The sequence below is a fragment of the Enterobacter sp. 61D5 genome (assembly GCF_034107965.1).
GTDB classification, from domain to species: Bacteria; Pseudomonadota; Gammaproteobacteria; order Enterobacterales; family Enterobacteriaceae; genus Enterobacter; species Enterobacter cloacae_M.
The window spans coordinates 38,465-54,682 of sequence record NZ_JAWNFK010000009.1; the positions used below are offsets into that span (position 1 = coordinate 38,465).

Here is a 16,218-nt window from a genome sequence, read left to right on the forward strand (position 1 = left end):
TACAGAACGTTGTCGTCAGAGATTAACCTGAGTCGGGCCACCGTTGTCGCCACGATCGTTAGTATTTGGCGTGGTAGACTCAATGCCGCTTTGCGCGGGTTTCGTCGGCGGCGGCGCGGTTTTATCCGCCGGTGGGAAGTACAGTGGTCCCTTCAGTCCGCAGCCAGTCAGGCTAAACAGCGTGATGAGAACGGCAAGCGTTCGGAAAGCGTTTTTCATTATAAAGTTGCCCGTAAGTTCAAATCTGTTTCTATCATCGCAGGAGAAGACACAAAAGCAAGAGTTTGCCGCTTTCCTGCAACGGGAATTATTTAGGGTTATACTGCCGGCATCACGAAAAACAGGAACAAAACCATGAACGACAGTGAATTCCATCGCCTTGCCGACAACCTGTGGATGACCATCGAAGAGCGTCTTGACGACTGGGATGGCGACAGCGATATCGATTGTGAAATCAACGGCGGCATTCTGACCCTGAGCTTCGAAAATGGCAGCAAAATTATTATTAACCGCCAGGAGCCGCTTCACCAGGTGTGGCTGGCCGCGAAACAGGGCGGCTATCATTTCGATCTGAAGGACGGGGAATGGGTTTGCGACCGCAGCGGCGTACCGTTCTGGGATCTGCTGGAACAGGCGGCGACCGCGCAGGCGGGTGAGGCTGTGAGTTTCAGATAGTTTTGGTGCCGGGTGGCGCTGCGCTTACCCGGCCTACGGGTTCGAGCTGTTGTAGGCCCGGTAAGGCGTAGCCGCCACCGGGCGAGCGAAAAGGCTCAGGAGAAATACTGTTGCAGCAGCGGCGCGGTGTCCTGATTGGCAGGTGCGGCAGGCGTTACGGCCTGGGTGCGGAACGGGATCACCTGCGTACGACCGTCGACGTTCACAATCTGGTAGAACTGCGGCAGGTTAAAGTTGATAAAGCTTGAGCCGTAGGTGAAACGGTCATGCGAAGAGGAGTAGAAGCGGCTGACGTCGCGCACCAGCTCCTCTTTACTGCCTTCACAGTGGTGATACACCTCGGCGCGGTTGGTTTCATCCAGAATGTAGATGTTGAACCCGGCATCATCGCCCGACTCTTCAAAGAAGAACTGAATAATCCCTTCGCTGGCAAAGCCGTCCACCACCTGCGGGAGCTTAACGTGGTTGGTTTCCACCTGCACCGACAGACCGTGCAGCTTGTTGTGTGAAATCGCGCCGTAGAACTCGATGGCGTTTTCCAGCTTCTGTACCGACACGTTCAGGCGTTCGAAGAACAGGCCCCAGGTCTGGCCGGAGACGCGCAGCGCTTTAAAGCGTCCGGTTTCCTGACGGGTGCTGGAGAGACGCAGTTCGATACACTCAGAAACCAGCTGCTGCACGCGGGTACGAATTAAACCGCGCAGGTGCTGGCTGTAGCAGAACACCTCAACGCTGTCCGGCGGTGCGGCATCCTGGTGCATCTTGCCGAGAATGGTTTTCAGCGCCTCGATCATCGCCTGCTCGCCGTTGAAGTGCAGGGTACGCACTTCGTTCCACGAGTTGCGGTACAGCAGATCCACGCTGCCTACCAGGCAGTTTTGCTGCTCACCAAAGCTGAAGACGTCCAGCTTGCGGAAGTCAAAGTGAACTACCTGATTGCGGAAGGCCGCCGTCGGGTCGTATTCCAGGTTGACGATAATCGCCAGATGGCGAATCTCGCACGGGCTGTAGAGCGCTTTCGGCGTTGGGGCAGGCAGACGCAGCGGGAAGTGGTGCGACACATCCGCGACCATCTCCTGCAGCTTAGCGAGATCAACCACCTCGTTGCCTTTGATAAACAGGCGCGTGCGCGAGGTCAGCAGGCCGTTAAACCAGGCCCAGGCCACCAGCTTGTTCAGGTAGCGGTTATACTCCAGCGGCTGATGGCTGATGATTGAGTCCATGCTTGGCGCACGGTTATACAGATACCACCCGGTGCGGTTTGCGCGGCCCGGCGGCACGTAGATAAAGGTCAGATTCGGTTCTGACAGGTCTGGCGAAATCTGCGGGTTAACCAGGGTGACTTTACCCGGCAGCGCTTCAAACGCGGCATACAGCTTACGGGTTAATACCCCGATGTCCTGCGGGCTGGCGGAAACGCTGAGGTTGTTACGGCGCGCAAAGCGGATCAGGTTACGATAGCTTTGCATCATCGCATCGAGCAGTTCGTTGTGCGCTTCACGCACCTGATCGATTTTCCAGTTGGCCCGGTTGTCGAGCATGGACAGACGCGCTTCGTCCCATCCCCACTCTTTCACTAACTGACTGACCACTTCACGACGCCAGCCCACGCAGGCGCGCTCGCGGCTCAATTTCTCACAGACTTTGAGATAGAAACATCGACGCACCAGATCCAGACGCGTGGTGTCATCAATGGCTTTCAGGTATTCGGTCACGCGCTCCAGCATCATGCAGTAGGCGTCCAGCCCGAAGGAGACGATCTCCCCGTCGTGCAGACGTTGCTTGATATCTTTCGCCAGCAGGCGAGGCGTGGGGTATTCCCAAGAATAGGCTTCAAGCAGCAGCGTTTTCAGCACCGCTTTGTACGGTGAGTCGATACTCTTATAGAGCTGCCAGAGGCTTGCGCCAAAATACTCTTCGGCTGACAGAGAACTCAGACCGCCGAGGTCCAGCCATTCGTTTGGCGTCAGTACGCCCTGCGCGTAAAGCGACATGACGTAGTCATCGTAATGCTCTTCTTCTTCGCAAGGGACCATATTCCACAGAATACGCTTCCCGGCCAGACGCACAGCAGTACGGTAAAATTCATCCAGCAGTAAGATGTGCTGAGTCGAGCCGCAGTCCTCACCACCCAGACTGCCGCTTTCGTTATGGCGGAAACGGTTTTCATCAATCAGGAAGAAGCTTACTTCCACGCCGAGCGAGGCCGCCCAGCTCTCCAGCAGGCTGCACTTGCGTTGCAGCAGCTGACGCTCGTCATTATCGAGCCAGGACTGATGGCAGACCCAGATGTCCAGGTCCGAAGAACAGCTTTGTCCTACCGATGAGGTGCTCCCCATAGAGTAAACGCCGGTAATCGGCAGTTCACCTTTTGGAGACTCCTGTGGCGGCATGCCGCGGTAGAGTTCCAGTTCGTTGAGGTAATGCTGTTGGGTTTCATCAGGCGTGAAAAGGCAAATGCCCTGGGGAACGTTACCGTCAAGGTAGCCAGGCATCAGCGGATGGTGATAGTGCAATAATGTCGGCAGCAGACTGTATACCTGCTGGAAAGCAGGGCCCATGGCAGCAAGCGCGCGATCCACACGCAGTTGATTAATGGCATCCAGTCTCTGTTTCAGAGTCTCAATATAGAGGTACAAGACGTATCGCCTGATGTTTCCGGGTGTCGCAAGATATTCAAAACACGAATAACAGCGGACCCGCAGTATTTCAAAAAGATAACCGTTACCCTTTTTCGCCCTTGTCATTTTTGGTGGTACCGACGAAAAAATGGTCTAAAACGTGATCAATTTAACACCTTGCCGGTTGACCGTAAAGAAAGATGCGCTACATACAAGTGTAGCACCGTTCTGTACGTGTAAATTCCTGAATACGGCTATGGCTGACGAATACGCCGCCTTGTCCCTCTCACGCTTCATCAACCGTAAAACTGCCATCCCAGAGTCAACAATGTTAGGATGGTTAGCGATTGATAATGACGGTAACAAGCATGTTAGACAATGTTTTGAGAATTGCCACACGCCAAAGCCCCCTCGCGCTCTGGCAGGCACATTATGTGAAGCAGCGCCTTGAAGCCTGCCACAGTGGATTGCGCGTCGAGCTGGTGCCGATGGTCACGCGCGGTGACGTGATCCTCGATACGCCCCTGGCGAAAGTGGGCGGCAAAGGCCTGTTTGTCAAAGAACTGGAACTGGCATTGCTTGAGAACCGCGCCGATATCGCCGTACATTCAATGAAAGACGTGCCCGTCGAGTTCCCGGAAGGGCTGGGGCTGGTGACCATCTGCGAACGCGAAGATCCGCGTGATGCGTTTGTCTCTAACCACTATGACTCGCTCGACGCGCTGCCGGAGGGTAGCGTAGTTGGCACGTCCAGTTTACGTCGTCAGTGTCAGCTGGCAGAGCGCCGTCCTGACCTGATCATTCGCTCGCTGCGCGGTAACGTCGGCACGCGTCTGGGCAAGCTGGATAACGGCGATTACGATGCCATTATCCTCGCCGTTGCCGGCCTCAAGCGTCTGGGGCTGGAGTCCCGCATTCGCGTGGCGTTGCCCCCAGAGCTGTCGCTTCCGGCCGTGGGCCAGGGCGCCGTCGGCATCGAGTGCCGTCTGGACGATGCGCGTACCCGCGAACTGCTCGCACCGCTGAACCATGACGAGACCGCTATTCGCGTAAAAGCCGAGCGTGCGATGAATACCCGCCTCGAAGGAGGATGTCAGGTACCGATTGGCAGCTATGCTGAATTAACAGAAGGCGAACTGTGGCTGCGAGCGCTGGTGGGCGCCCCGGACGGTTCGCAGATGGTACGCGGCGAACGTCGCGGTAAAGCGCAAGATGCCGAGCAGCTTGGCGTGTCGCTGGCGGAAGAGCTGCTGGATAACGGCGCCCGCGAGATTCTGGCTGACGTTTATAATGGAGAGCCCCCTGCATGAGTATTCTTGTCACCCGCCCTTCTCCCGCAGGAGAGCAGTTAGTGAGCCGTCTGCGCACACTGGGGCAGGTGGCCTGGAGTTTTCCGCTCATTGAATTCTCCCCCGGTCGGGAGCTCTCCGCGCTCGCCGACCAGATGAATACCCTTCAGGAAGGCGACCTGCTGTTTGCGCTGTCGCAACATGCCGTGGAATTTGCCCACGCGCAGCTGCAACAGCAGGGTTTGACCTGGCCAGCCGCCCCCCGCTATTTCGCGATTGGCCGCACAACGGCACTGGCGCTGCATACCGTAAGCAGCGCGGACGTTCGTTACCCGTTAGATCGGGAAATCAGTGAAGTCTTGCTACAATTACCTGAATTACAAAACATTGCCGGAAAGCGTGCGCTCATTTTACGCGGTAATGGTGGCCGCGAACTGTTGGGCGAAACGCTGCGTGAACGTGATGCAGACGTGACGTTCATTGAGTGCTATCAGCGTTGTGCAAAACACTACGATGGCGCGGAAGAGGCGATGCGCTGGCACGCGCGCGGCATTAATACGCTGGTGGTCACCAGCGGTGAAATGTTACAACAGCTTTGGTCGCTGATACCGCTCTGGTATCGCGAAAACTGGTTACTCCGCTGTCGGCTTCTGGTCGTCAGTGAGCGTCTGGCGAACCAGGCCCGGGAACTGGGCTGGCAGGATATTCGGATCGCTGATAACGCCGACAACGATGCGCTGCTGCGCGCATTACAATAACTCTCAAATGGGAAGCCATAATGACGGAACACGACAAATCCTCCGCCGTGGTTGAAGAGACCAGGGAGACTGTGGAAACGACGCCACGGCCAGAGACGACAGAGAAAACCGCTGAGAAGAAAAACGGCAGCAACAAAACGAGCCTCGCGCTGAGCGCGATTGCCATCGCCATTGCGCTGGCAGCAGGGGTTGGCCTGTACGGTCTGGTGAAGCAACAGGGCGCTAACCAGACGTCCACCAGCGATGCGCTGGTGAATCAGCTCACCGCCCTGCAAAAAGCGCAGGAGACGCAGAAAACCGAGCTGGAAACGGTGATTAAGCAGCAGGCCGCCGCGCTTGCCGAGGCAAACAGCAAACAGGAAGAGCTGGCTAAACAGCTGGGCGACGTGCAGCAGAAAGTCGCCACGATTTCCGGTACCGATGCCAAAACCTGGCTGCTCTCGCAGGCTGACTTCCTGGTGAAGCTCGCCGGACGTAAGCTCTGGAGCGATCAGGACGTCACCACTGCCGCCGCGCTGCTGAAAAGCGCCGATGCGAGCCTGGCAGACATGAACGACCCGAGCCTTATCACCGCGCGTCGCGCGATCACCGAGGACATCGCCAGCCTCTCCGCCGTCTCGCAGGTGGATTACGACGGCATTATCCTCAAGGTGAACCAGCTGTCGAATCAGATTGATAACCTGCAGCTGGCGGATAATAACGACGACGACTCCCCGATGGATTCCGACGGTACCGAGCTTTCCAGCTCCCTGAGCGAATGGCGCATAAACCTGCAGAAAAGCTGGCAGAACTTTATGGACAGCTTCATCACTATCCGCCGTCGCGACGAAACCGCCGTGCCGCTGCTGGCGCCGAACCAGGATATCTATCTGCGCGAAAACATTCGTTCCCGCCTGCTGGTGGCGGCTCAGGCCGTGCCGCGTCATCAGGAAGAGACGTACAAACAGGCGCTGGATAACGTCTCAACGTGGGTCCGCGCCTACTACAACACCGATGATGCGACGACCACCGCCTTCCTCGAAGACATTGATAAGCTGAGCCAGCAGAATATCACCATGAACGTGCCGGATAAGCTGGCCAGCCAGCCGATTCTGGAGAAACTGATGCAGACGCGCGTACGTAACCTGCTGGCGCAGCCGGGCGTACCGGCAGAGCCGTCGGGCGGAGCGGCACCTGCTCCGGTTCAGGCACCTGAAAGCGCACCACAAGGAGAGTAATGATGCTAAAAGTCCTCTTACTCTTCATCCTGCTGATCGCCGGGATCGTGCTGGGACCTATGCTTGCGGGTCATCAGGGTTACGTCCTGATCCAGACGGATAACTACAACATTGAAACCAGCGTAACCGGCCTGACGATCATTCTGATCCTCGGCGTGGTGGTGCTGTTTGCGATCGAGTGGATCCTGCGCCGTATTTTCCGCACCGGTGCCCACACGCGCGGCTGGTTCGTTGGTCGTAAACGCCGCCGCGCCCGCAAGCAGACCGAACAGGCGCTGCTTAAGCTTGCCGAGGGTGACTATCAGCAGGTTGAAAAGCTGATGTCGAAAAACGCCGACCATGCCGAACAGCCGGTAGTGAATTATCTGCTCGCTGCCGAAGCGGCGCAGCAGCGCGGTGACGAAGCCCGCGCCAATCAGCATCTGGAGCGGGCGGCAGAGCTGGCTCACGGCGACCCGATTCCGGTAGAAATCACGCGCGTTCGCCTGCAGCTGGCGCGCAATGAAAATCACGCGGCGCGTCACGGTATCGATCGCCTGCTGGAAGTTGCGCCACGTCATCCGGAAGTGCTGCGTCTTGCCGAGCAGGCGTATATTCGTACCGGCGCCTGGGGCTCGCTGCTGGACATCATTCCGTCGATGGCGAAGGCCGAGGTGGGCGACGATGAACATCGTGATGAGCTTCAGCGTCTGGCATGGATTGGCCTGATGGATCAGGCGCGCGCCGACCTGGGCAGCGACGGTCTGAAAACGTGGTGGAAGAATCAGAGCCGTAAAACGCGTCAGCAGGTTCCCCTGCAGGTCGCCATGGCGGAACATCTGATTGAATGTGACGATCATGACACGGCTCAGGAGATCCTCCTCGACGGCCTGAAGCGCCAGTATGACGATCGTCTGGTGACGGTGATCCCGCGCCTGAAAACCAATAATCCTGAGCAAATCGAAAAAGTGCTGCGACAGCAGATTAAAACCGTCGGTGACCGCCCGCTGCTGTGGAGCACGCTCGGTCAGTCGCTGATGAAGCACGGAGAATGGCAGGAGGCGAGCCTCGCCTTCCGCGCGGCGCTGAAACAGCGTCCGGACGCGTTTGACTACGCGTGGCTTGCCGATACGCTGGACAAGCAGCACAAGCCGGAAGAGGCAGCCGCCATGCGTCGTGATGGGTTGCTGTTAACGCTGCAAAATAACGGTACGCAGCAGTAAATAAAAAGGAGGCCAGAGGGTCTCCTTTTTTTATTGCCTTTCTCCTGCTACATTCTTTGCACCCACATCCGCAAACGAATCCGCCAATGTAACGATGTCTTTTCATTAACCTTTTTTCACACACGCGCACATTTTGCAGCGTGGACTAAATCGTTTTTGAAAGGAAATCTCAATGAACTCGCTTTTGTATGCGCTTATCCAGGCGCTGCGCTGCCACCGCTGGCTGCGCCTGCTTGCCTGTGCTTTTATCTTTTCGTCACTGGGGAATGGTCTAACCCAGGTTGTGGTATTCGGTTTGCTGCTAGCGTGGTCAGCCCCGCCCGCTCTGCTCACTCTCGCTTTTCTTTTCGCTACGGTACCAGGTTTCATCGGCAGTATCTTCGGTGAGAAGCTGTGCTCACGCTTTTCGCCGATATCCCTGCTGATACTGACCGAGGTGCTGGGCCTGCTCGCCCTGCTCTTTCCCCTGCTTGGCGTGGGTTACCACAGCGTTGCCGCATTGCTCGCCGTGCAATCCACCGAAGCCCTGCTCAGCGGGATGAGCTGGCCCGCGTTGACATTGCTCTTTAAGCGCGGACTTAGCGAAGCAGAGCTGCCCGCTGCAACCTGTCTGGAAAATGTGATTTTTGCTTCTCAGGTATTGTTAGGGACCGGACTCGGCGTGGTGCTGTTTCAGAAGACATCCGTGTTTACCCTGCTGGCCATTGATGCCGCGAGCTTTCTGGGCTCATTAATACTGCTATGGCTGGCTGGACGCCGGTTTTCTCCGATACCAGGCCCCACCGCTATGGAAAAGGGGGATTCTGCAACATTACGCTGGCAGGCGTTGACCGTTCGGCAAAAACGCAGCCTGCTCATCCTGCCGGCGCTGGCCGCCGTCGGCTCACCGGCGATGGCGCTTCTTCCGGCACTGGCCCAGCAGCTCCGTCCTCAGGATGCGGCGGGCCTTGCTTTGCCTTTGCTTTTCGCGAGGAGTCTGGGGCAGCTTTGTGGCCCCCTGCTGCTAAAAAAAGAGAGCCTGACGCGCGTTGCGGCCCACACGCCGCGAATAATCGTTTGCCTTAGCATCTTTCTGACCGCTTACGGCATTCTGCCGCTTTTGTCCAGGTGGACGGTATGTGCGCTGGGGATGATCTTTATCGCGCATCTGGCCTCGAATGTTCTCTTCGCTGCGGGCACGTTTGGGGTACTCAGTAGTTTTCCTCTCACGCAAACCGCTTCGGCCAGCGGTAAAGCCTGGCGCTGGCAAACGCTCAGCGCCTCTCTTTTCACCGGCATTGCAGCGGCGGTGGCTTCAGGGTTTGGCTCAGTACAGGCGCTCTATGCTGTCTCTGCATCGGCCCTGCTGATGGTTGCCCTGATCATGCGCTTGTATCGGGAATAAGGCAAAAAAAAACGCCTGCTATAAAAGCAGGCGTTAAAACAGGTCTGTAAGACAACATATTTGGTGCTTCACTCAACGTTGTGTCCATGGTGTCTGATGAGGCCGAAGCGACATCTGTCAGTGGACGATAAGCACCGTAAATGGCTCTGCGTCATTCCTGAGTTTATGAGGCACTGAGGCGAACATAAGAGATGGAATGAGCATCTACACGCATATTATTGCACGTAACGTGCCAACATAACACCCATAACTTTTACATGACGCAACATTTTAAGGTAAAAGGAAATTATGCTGCTAAGCGCCGTCTTAAGCGCTACAACGTATCGGGAAAAGGCAGGAATATGTCGCCAGGAGGAGACAGCAAAATCCATAAATATTTTTTTATCTAACTTTCAATGAGTTGTATGTCGCTGGATTGCGACAATGAAAAAGGACACTGTTGGGGAATAATGACAGGGATGAAGAATCATAGAAAACAAAAAACCCCGCCGAAGCGGGGTTCAAAATTGGTCGGCGAGAGAGGATTCGAACCTCCGACCCACTGGTCCCAAACCAGTTGCGCTACCAAGCTGCGCTACTCGCCGATGTACTGCTTTTTGAATTTTTAGTTCAATTAATTTAAAAAGTCGTGGTGCGAGGGGGGGGACTCGAACCCCCACATCCAAAGGACACTAACACCTGAAGCTAGCGCGTCTACCAATTCCGCCACCTTCGCAATTCACAACTCTTTCAAATAATGGGGTGGCTAATGGGATTCGAACCCACGACAACTGGAATCACAATCCAGGGCTCTACCAACTGAGCTATAGCCACCACTGTATTCTTTCACGCGGTACTGACTACTTCTCAGACCACCGCAGCTCTAGCGCCGGGACTAAAATGGCGCGCCCGACAGGATTCGAACCTGAGACCTCTGCCTCCGGAGGGCAGCGCTCTATCCAGCTGAGCTACGGGCGCTTAGCGCCGTTGCGGGGCTGGATATTACGTACCTCCGTCCCCGCTGTCTAGTGCTTTTTTGAAAAAAATGCGCGTTTGGTTATGGTTTGCACATTTTGCCGCTTATTCCTCCACTTTCTGCGTGGTGCCGCGGCGACCCAGGCCAAAAAGCTTATATGCGGCCGTCACAGCCGCCAGGAAGATCATCCCGACAAACAGCGACATGCGGGTATCTTCATTAAAGTACATGCCGATTAATACGCACATCAGGAACGCCATCGTCAAATAGTTCGCATAGGGGAACAGAATTGAGCGGAACGGATGGCTTTCGATCGCTTTTTTATGCGCATGGCGGAAACGCAGCTGGCTGATGAGGATAACAAACCACGGCACCATGCCCGGCAGTACGCTGGCGCTGTAGACGTAAACGAACACGCGCTGCGGGTTAGGAATGATGTAATTCAGGCAAGAGCCAATCAGCAGGATCGCAATGGAGACCGCTACACCCGCCACCGGTACGCCGGCACGTGAGACTTTACTCATCGCCGCAGGCAGCTGGTTATTCTTCGAAAGCGCATAGAGCATACGCCCGCAGCTGTACATCCCGCTGTTACAGCCTGACAGCGCTGCCGTCAGGACCACAAAGTTGATGATACCCGCCGCCGCCGTGATACCAATTTTGGCGAAGGTTAAAACAAACGGGCTACCCGTCGTGCCAATTTCGTTCCACGGGAAGATGGTCACGATGACGAAGATCGCGCCCACATAGAAAATCAGGATGCGCCACAGCACTTTGCCCACCGCGCTACGCAGCGTGACCTGCGGGTTTTTCGCTTCACCGGCGGTAATACCGATCAGCTCCACGCCCTGATACGAGGCCACAACGATACACAGCGCCGTCAGGAAGCCCTTCCAGCCGCCGGCAAAGAAGCCGCCGTTTTCGGTCAGGTTGCCAAAGCCGATAGCGTGTCCACCGTTGCCAAAGCCGAAGAAAATCACGCCCAGGCCGACGACAATCATCACGATAATCGTGGTGACTTTGATCATTGCGAACCAGAACTCAATTTCACCGTAAAGGCGCACGGCTGCCAGGTTTGCCAGCGCCACCAGCCCCACGGCAATGAGCGCGGGTATCCACTGGACCATGTCCGGGAACCAGAACTGGACGTAGACCCCTATCGCGGTAATCTCTGAGATGCCCACCGCCATCCACATAAACCAGTAAGACCAGGCCGTCAGGTATCCGAAGAAGGGGCTCATATAGCGATGCGCGTAAACGGCGAAAGAGCCGGTTACCGGCTCCAGGAAGAGCATTTCGCCCATGGAACGCATAATGAAGAAAACAAACAGCCCGGCGATAATATACGCCAGTAATACGGAAGGGCCTGCCCATTTGAGCGTGCTTGCGGAGCCCATAAACAGGCCCACGCCGATAGTGCCGCCCAGCGCTATCAGTTCAATATGACGAGCTTCCAGCCCACGCTGTAGCTCCGGTTGTTTCTCTGCCATAGATCCTCGATTGTGTTTGCTGTTTCCCGGCTTAATACCGGGTATTGTTTTTTAGGGGTACTAAAATACGGAGCGAATGGTTTCCTAAAATCTGCCAAATGGCAAACGATGCATTAAAAAAATGAATGCATTGCACAGATTATCAGCAGTTTTGCAGGCGAGTTGCAGCGCGAATAGCATATCGCGCTACATTTTGATTACATTTTCCCGGTGTAATGCCAGGCGAGGTAGCGAAGCAGACGGATCTGTCGTTTTATGCGCGTCGGTTGCGATAGCAGCCGGTAAAGCCACTCCAGCCCCAGATTTTGCCAGACCTTTGGCGCACGCTTAACGTGGCCGGTAAAGACGTCGTACGTGCCGCCGACGCCCATGTAGAGGGCATCAGGACAGACCAGACGGCAGTCACGCATCAGGATCTCCTGACGCGGGGAGCCCATCGCCACGGTGACAATTTTCGCCCCGCTGTCACGAACGCGCTCAAACAAAGCCTGTCGATCTTCCGGTTTGAAGTAACCATCCTGGCTGCCGACGATATTAACATTCCATTGACGACGCAGTTTCTCCTCCGTCTGGGCCAGTATCTCCGGCTTCCCGCCAATCAGGAACACGGGCGTACCCTGCGCACCTGCGCGGGCCATAAGCTGCTCCCAGAGATCGGCACCCGCCACGCGGGATACATTAGCGTCAGGATACTTTTTACGGATAGAGCGGACTACGCTGATCCCGTCCGCGTATTTAAATTCAGCCGCTTCAATCAGGCTTTTGACTTCCGCATTATCCTCAACCGCCAGCATTTTTTCCGCGTTGATGGCCACCAGCGTACCGGATTTCATCTGGCCGTCGGCGAACAGAAAGTCCAGCGCGTGCTGCATGTCGCGCCAGCCAATAAGCTGCAGGCCACGTAGCGCATAGCGCGGTGCAGAAATTTTATCAGTCATTACTATCCTTACTCAGACTTGCGACAGCGTTGTGCTGCCCTGCCGCTCGCGCTTGTGCACAAGCCCTGCGCTGTCAAACAGCCAGTACAACAGTTTGGCCAGCAAGAGGCAGAGGCCGAAAACGACCATGAAGAACACCACGCGCGAAACGAACGAGTCCAGCCCTTCGCGCGCCAGAACGATCATATTGAAAATGGCACCAAAGCAGAAACTGTGCAAAATGGCGGCTTTATAGCGGTTGGTCTCTTCGTTGCCGCGCAGGTAAAGCCAGTCGAACCACTTGATAATCAGCCCCACTGCAACCGCCCCGGGCAGAATGAACCACGCCCCCCCCATCACCACCAGGGAACCAATCAGCGTTGGCGAGATTGCCAGACCGGAATGGTTGTTCAGCACTTCCCAGGTAAAGTAATTTGCCGTGTTAAGCACCACGCCAGGCCGGTCCGGCCATAGCCAGGAAGGGATAAAAACGTAGAAGTCGCGAACAATCGGCGCCAGCCCCTGGAAATCAATCTTGTCGTAGTTTTGCAGCAGCAATGCCAGATTTTCCCACGGCGAGAAGGTATCGCGAGTCAGGTAGAGGAACGTGTAAAACGCCTCATCGCCCGCCACGTTCATCCCGTAGCGCTTCAGCGCCAGCCAGAACATCCCGACAATGCCAAACACGCCTGCCGCAACCAGCATCCACAGCGAGATCCAGCCGCGGATGATGCCGATAAACAGGAAGATGGCGAAGGCGATGATAATGTTCGCGCGCGTGCCGCCCACAATCATGTAGGTCAGAATGCCAAACGCGACGGTGCTGACCAGAAAGAACAGCCACGCTTTGCTGTCCTGGCGCAGGAAAAAGACCACCAGCATCGCCGGAATGAAGAAGTAGAAGAAACGTTTAAGCGCCACGCCCGAGACTTCGGCCGAAAAAATCTGGCTGTAGGAGTGGAGCTTAAACAGCAGAAAGCCGTTATGCATGAAGAAGATACCGACGCTGACCAGGGCGATGGTCATCAGCATCACCCACGTCAGGTGGGTTTCCACCCGATTCATGGTAAAAAGCGGCCGACGCGGGACTGCAGCCTGCGCTGAACGCAGACGCGTTTTATAGGTGACGTAGTAGACGGCATAGAAGCAGGTTGCCGCCAGAAGCGCCTGGAGCAGAATTTCCGGCGGCGCGACGCTCACGTCAAAACGGAAGACCAGAATGCTGGTCAGCGGGAAGCCGAAAAAGAAGGTCAGCAAAAACAGTAACGAGAAGAAAACGTTAAAGTTGAAACGTACCCTGCGGAATTCAAACCAGGTAAGCGTGGCAATAAACAGGGTGCTCAGAAGCCAGACAACCAGTAAGCCGCTGAATTGCAACTGACTCATGCTTTGTCTCCTGAAGCGATACGCAGCGCGCGGTGCCACGGCGTGAGGTAATTCGGGCTGAAGAAATCGATGCTATTTTTATCCACCAGCGTGAGCTGGCGTTGGGCTTCCCGAACCACCTCGACATTCAGCGTGTCTGAGGTAAACAGCACCGGAATATGCTGCTCGGCCATGTCCTGCCAGAACGGGTTGTCGCGGTTGAGCACGCACGGTACACCCGCCTGAATCAGCAGACACATCGTGCCGATTCCCTGCTGTCGGGCGAAGATGAAATAGCCAAGATCGCATTTTCTCAGCAGCGCAAGATATTCATCAAATTCCAGCTTATCGCTAAGGATGTGCAGGTTTTCTGCACTAAACAGCGCAAGCCCCTGTTGGCGAACGTCAGCAATATAGGCGTCGTTGTTGGCGGGATAGCCCATCGGCACCACCACGTTCACCGTGTCGCCAAACTGCTGATGTACAGCCCTGAGCGCCGCGACGTGTTCGTTACTGCGATCGCCGGAATTCCCCACCAGGATCGTCAGCTTGCCTTCACGCACCGCGTCATTTGCCATGGCGTTCAGCGCCGGATCCATACGGGTTGGGAAATAGAGTAGTTCTCCGTGCACGTTCGGGTGCTGCTTAGCAAAATAGTTGAGATCGCCACGGGTGGCAAACACACAGCCTACGCGCCCCTGCGCCATGCGGCGCAGCGGATAGAAAAGCCGGAATTTCCAGCCGCGGGAGACTTCGTAGAGATCGGCTCCCCAGATATGCCAGCTGCACTGGGAGGATTTAATCCCCCCGCTGAGCAGCGCCAGCCACAGGCCGGTATTGAACTGCCCGTGGAAAAAGAAACGTTGCTTACGATCCGCTTTGGCTCTGGCAATGACCGCCTTCGCCAGCGCGGCCTTATCAGGCCAGAAGCGAATCGTCAGCGCCGGAAACGCCTCGCTCAGGCCCTTATCCTGACCTGCAACCATAAACTCACGCGCATCAGGATTACCCGATGCCAGCTCGTCGTTGAAGAACCGCAAAACGGTCTGGTTATGGTGTGGGATATCCGATCCCAGGATGTGAATCAGTGCAGTCATGCGCGTTTACGCCACAATAAAAATACGCCGCAACAGGCGGCGAAATAAACGATATAGGTTGCCATGTAGGCCTGAGCCGCCCCCAGCGCACCGTGCGAGGGTATTAGCCAGTGTGAAAATGCTGTCAGTAACGCAAACTGGCTAATTTCCGCCAGGATATACAGCCGCAGGGACGCTTTTGCAATCACCAGATAACCGAAAACGTAAGCCCCCACTTTCAGCACATCACCCACCAGCTGCCAGGCAAAGAGATCGCGCATGGCGGTGAACTTCGCCGAGAACAGCAGCCAGATGGCGACATCGCGCAGTAACCAGACGGTAAAGCTGGCCGCCGCGACGGCCGGCAGCACAAAGCGCAGAGATCGGAAAATCTCGCGCGTAATTTCTTGTCTGGACGTCAGGCGCGATAAGGTTGGCAGCAGATAGACACTAAAGGAAGCCGTTATAAATTGGAGGTATGCATCGGAAATGCTGCTCACGCCCTGCCAAATCCCGACTTCATCCCAGCTATAATGCGCCGCCAGCAGGTTTCGCATCATCACGTAGGCTACCGGCAGCGTGACGGAGGTGATGAGCGCCATCAGGGTAAATTTACACAGCTGGCTGGCAAGTATCGTGTCCCATTGCGGTTTCAGGTAGCTCAAAGGGATGACGCCCCGACGCATCAGCATAAATGCCGCAGGCACAACAACCAGGGCCGGGACCAGCGCAAGCCCCAGCAGCGCGCCTTCATAGCCGCCAAGGCGATAGCAGAAGTAATAGGCAATCACGCCGATGACGCTGCCCAGGATTAAGGCAAGCGCGTTCCCGGCGGCATCACGAAAACCTTTCATCAGCGCCAGCAGCAGGTTTGCCCAGGCAATGCCCATCTGAACCAACGCGACCAGACGCACCAGCCCCTGATAATGAGTGTGCCCGAACAATCCCTGGCTGATGGGTGCCGCCGCCAGCAGAAAGACAATCGCCATCAGGGTCGAAAAACCCGTGACCATCGCCGAAGAGGTACCCACCACCCTGCGCAGCTGAGCCGCATCATCATGATACTGCGCAACGTATTTGGTGACGCCGTTGAAAATACCGGCGCCGGCCAGCACCCCAAGGACGGTAACGAGCTGGCGGAAATTACCCGCCAGCCCCACGCCAGAGGGGCCAAATGAGACGGCCAGCAGCTTGACGACCAGCAGCCCGGCGCCAATTTTTACAAGCGTGGACGCGGCGGTCCACACCGATGCTTTTGCCAGAGACATA

13 protein-coding genes and 4 tRNA genes are annotated in these 16,218 nt (G+C 56.1%); 6 read left to right on the plus strand and 11 right to left on the minus strand.

The annotated features are described in order from the left end of the window. Positions 1–15: 15 nt before the first annotated feature. Entirely contained in the window at positions 16–219 is a 204-nt protein-coding gene (gene lptM / locus UTM25_RS11425) for an LPS translocon maturation chaperone LptM (protein ID WP_045403858.1), read from the minus strand. Positions 220–354: 135 nt separating this feature from the next. Between lptM and cyaY the strand changes: the two genes are divergently transcribed. Further along, positions 355–675 carry an iron donor protein CyaY gene (cyaY, locus tag UTM25_RS11430; protein ID WP_023333807.1) on the plus strand — a complete coding sequence of 107 codons (321 nt, stop codon included), beginning with the start codon at positions 355–357 and terminating at the stop codon, positions 673–675. Between the two features lie 95 nt (positions 676–770). Here the strand turns inward: cyaY and cyaA are convergent, their stop codons facing one another. Next, a complete protein-coding gene (cyaA, locus tag UTM25_RS11435; protein ID WP_023309629.1) occupies positions 771–3,314 on the minus strand; it encodes a class I adenylate cyclase in 2,544 nt (847 codons plus the stop codon). A gap of 350 nt (positions 3,315–3,664) precedes the next feature. On the opposite strand from cyaA, the gene hemC reads away from it, so the two are divergent. From hemC to UTM25_RS11460, 5 genes are all read left to right on the plus strand, one after another. Then, positions 3,665–4,606, plus strand: coding sequence for a hydroxymethylbilane synthase (gene hemC, locus UTM25_RS11440; RefSeq protein ID WP_033146903.1), 942 nt, complete (start codon positions 3,665–3,667; stop codon positions 4,604–4,606). Continuing rightward, positions 4,603–5,343 carry a uroporphyrinogen-III synthase gene (hemD, locus tag UTM25_RS11445; RefSeq protein ID WP_194401846.1) on the plus strand — a complete coding sequence of 247 codons (741 nt, stop codon included), beginning with the start codon at positions 4,603–4,605 and terminating at the stop codon, positions 5,341–5,343. The genes hemC and hemD overlap by 4 nt, the downstream gene beginning before the upstream one ends. A gap of 20 nt (positions 5,344–5,363) precedes the next feature. Then, entirely contained in the window at positions 5,364–6,560 is a 1,197-nt protein-coding gene (hemX, locus tag UTM25_RS11450; protein ID WP_194401847.1) for a uroporphyrinogen-III C-methyltransferase, read from the plus strand. 2 nt (positions 6,561–6,562) lie between these two features. Beyond that, a complete protein-coding gene (gene hemY, locus UTM25_RS11455) occupies positions 6,563–7,762 on the plus strand; it encodes a protoheme IX biogenesis protein HemY (RefSeq protein WP_194401861.1) in 1,200 nt (399 codons plus the stop codon). A gap of 172 nt (positions 7,763–7,934) precedes the next feature. After that, positions 7,935–9,146 (plus strand): MFS transporter, encoded by a 1,212-nt coding sequence (locus UTM25_RS11460; RefSeq protein WP_194401848.1) that lies wholly within the window; start codon positions 7,935–7,937, stop codon positions 9,144–9,146. A gap of 507 nt (positions 9,147–9,653) precedes the next feature. Here the strand turns inward: UTM25_RS11460 and UTM25_RS11465 are convergent. From UTM25_RS11465 to wzxE, 9 genes are all read right to left on the minus strand, one after another. Then, positions 9,654–9,730 (minus strand) — tRNA-Pro (locus tag UTM25_RS11465). 45 nt (positions 9,731–9,775) lie between these two features. Continuing rightward, a tRNA-Leu gene (locus UTM25_RS11470) sits at positions 9,776–9,861 on the minus strand. A gap of 22 nt (positions 9,862–9,883) precedes the next feature. Continuing rightward, a tRNA-His gene (locus UTM25_RS11475) sits at positions 9,884–9,959 on the minus strand. A gap of 67 nt (positions 9,960–10,026) precedes the next feature. Beyond that, a tRNA-Arg gene (locus UTM25_RS11480) sits at positions 10,027–10,103 on the minus strand. A 102-nt stretch (positions 10,104–10,205) separates the two neighbouring features. Beyond that, positions 10,206–11,591, minus strand: a complete 1,386-nt coding sequence (gene thrP / locus UTM25_RS11485) for a bifunctional threonine/serine APC transporter ThrP (protein ID WP_194401849.1) — start codon at positions 11,589–11,591, stop codon at positions 10,206–10,208. Positions 11,592–11,788: 197 nt separating this feature from the next. Beyond that, on the minus strand, positions 11,789–12,529 hold the full coding sequence (gene wecG / locus UTM25_RS11490) for a lipopolysaccharide N-acetylmannosaminouronosyltransferase (protein WP_029739560.1): 741 nt from the start codon (positions 12,527–12,529) through the stop codon (positions 11,789–11,791). Between the two features lie 12 nt (positions 12,530–12,541). Then, on the minus strand, positions 12,542–13,894 hold the full coding sequence (gene wzyE, locus UTM25_RS11495) for an ECA oligosaccharide polymerase (protein ID WP_194401850.1): 1,353 nt from the start codon (positions 13,892–13,894) through the stop codon (positions 12,542–12,544). Then, on the minus strand, positions 13,891–14,970 hold the full coding sequence (locus UTM25_RS11500) for a TDP-N-acetylfucosamine:lipid II N-acetylfucosaminyltransferase (protein ID WP_194401851.1): 1,080 nt from the start codon (positions 14,968–14,970) through the stop codon (positions 13,891–13,893). Before UTM25_RS11500 ends, wzyE begins: the two co-directional genes overlap by 4 nt. Then, positions 14,967–16,217 (minus strand): lipid III flippase WzxE, encoded by a 1,251-nt coding sequence (gene wzxE, locus UTM25_RS11505; RefSeq protein WP_194401852.1) that lies wholly within the window; start codon positions 16,215–16,217, stop codon positions 14,967–14,969. The genes UTM25_RS11500 and wzxE overlap by 4 nt, the downstream gene beginning before the upstream one ends. Position 16,218: the final 1 nt, after the last annotated feature.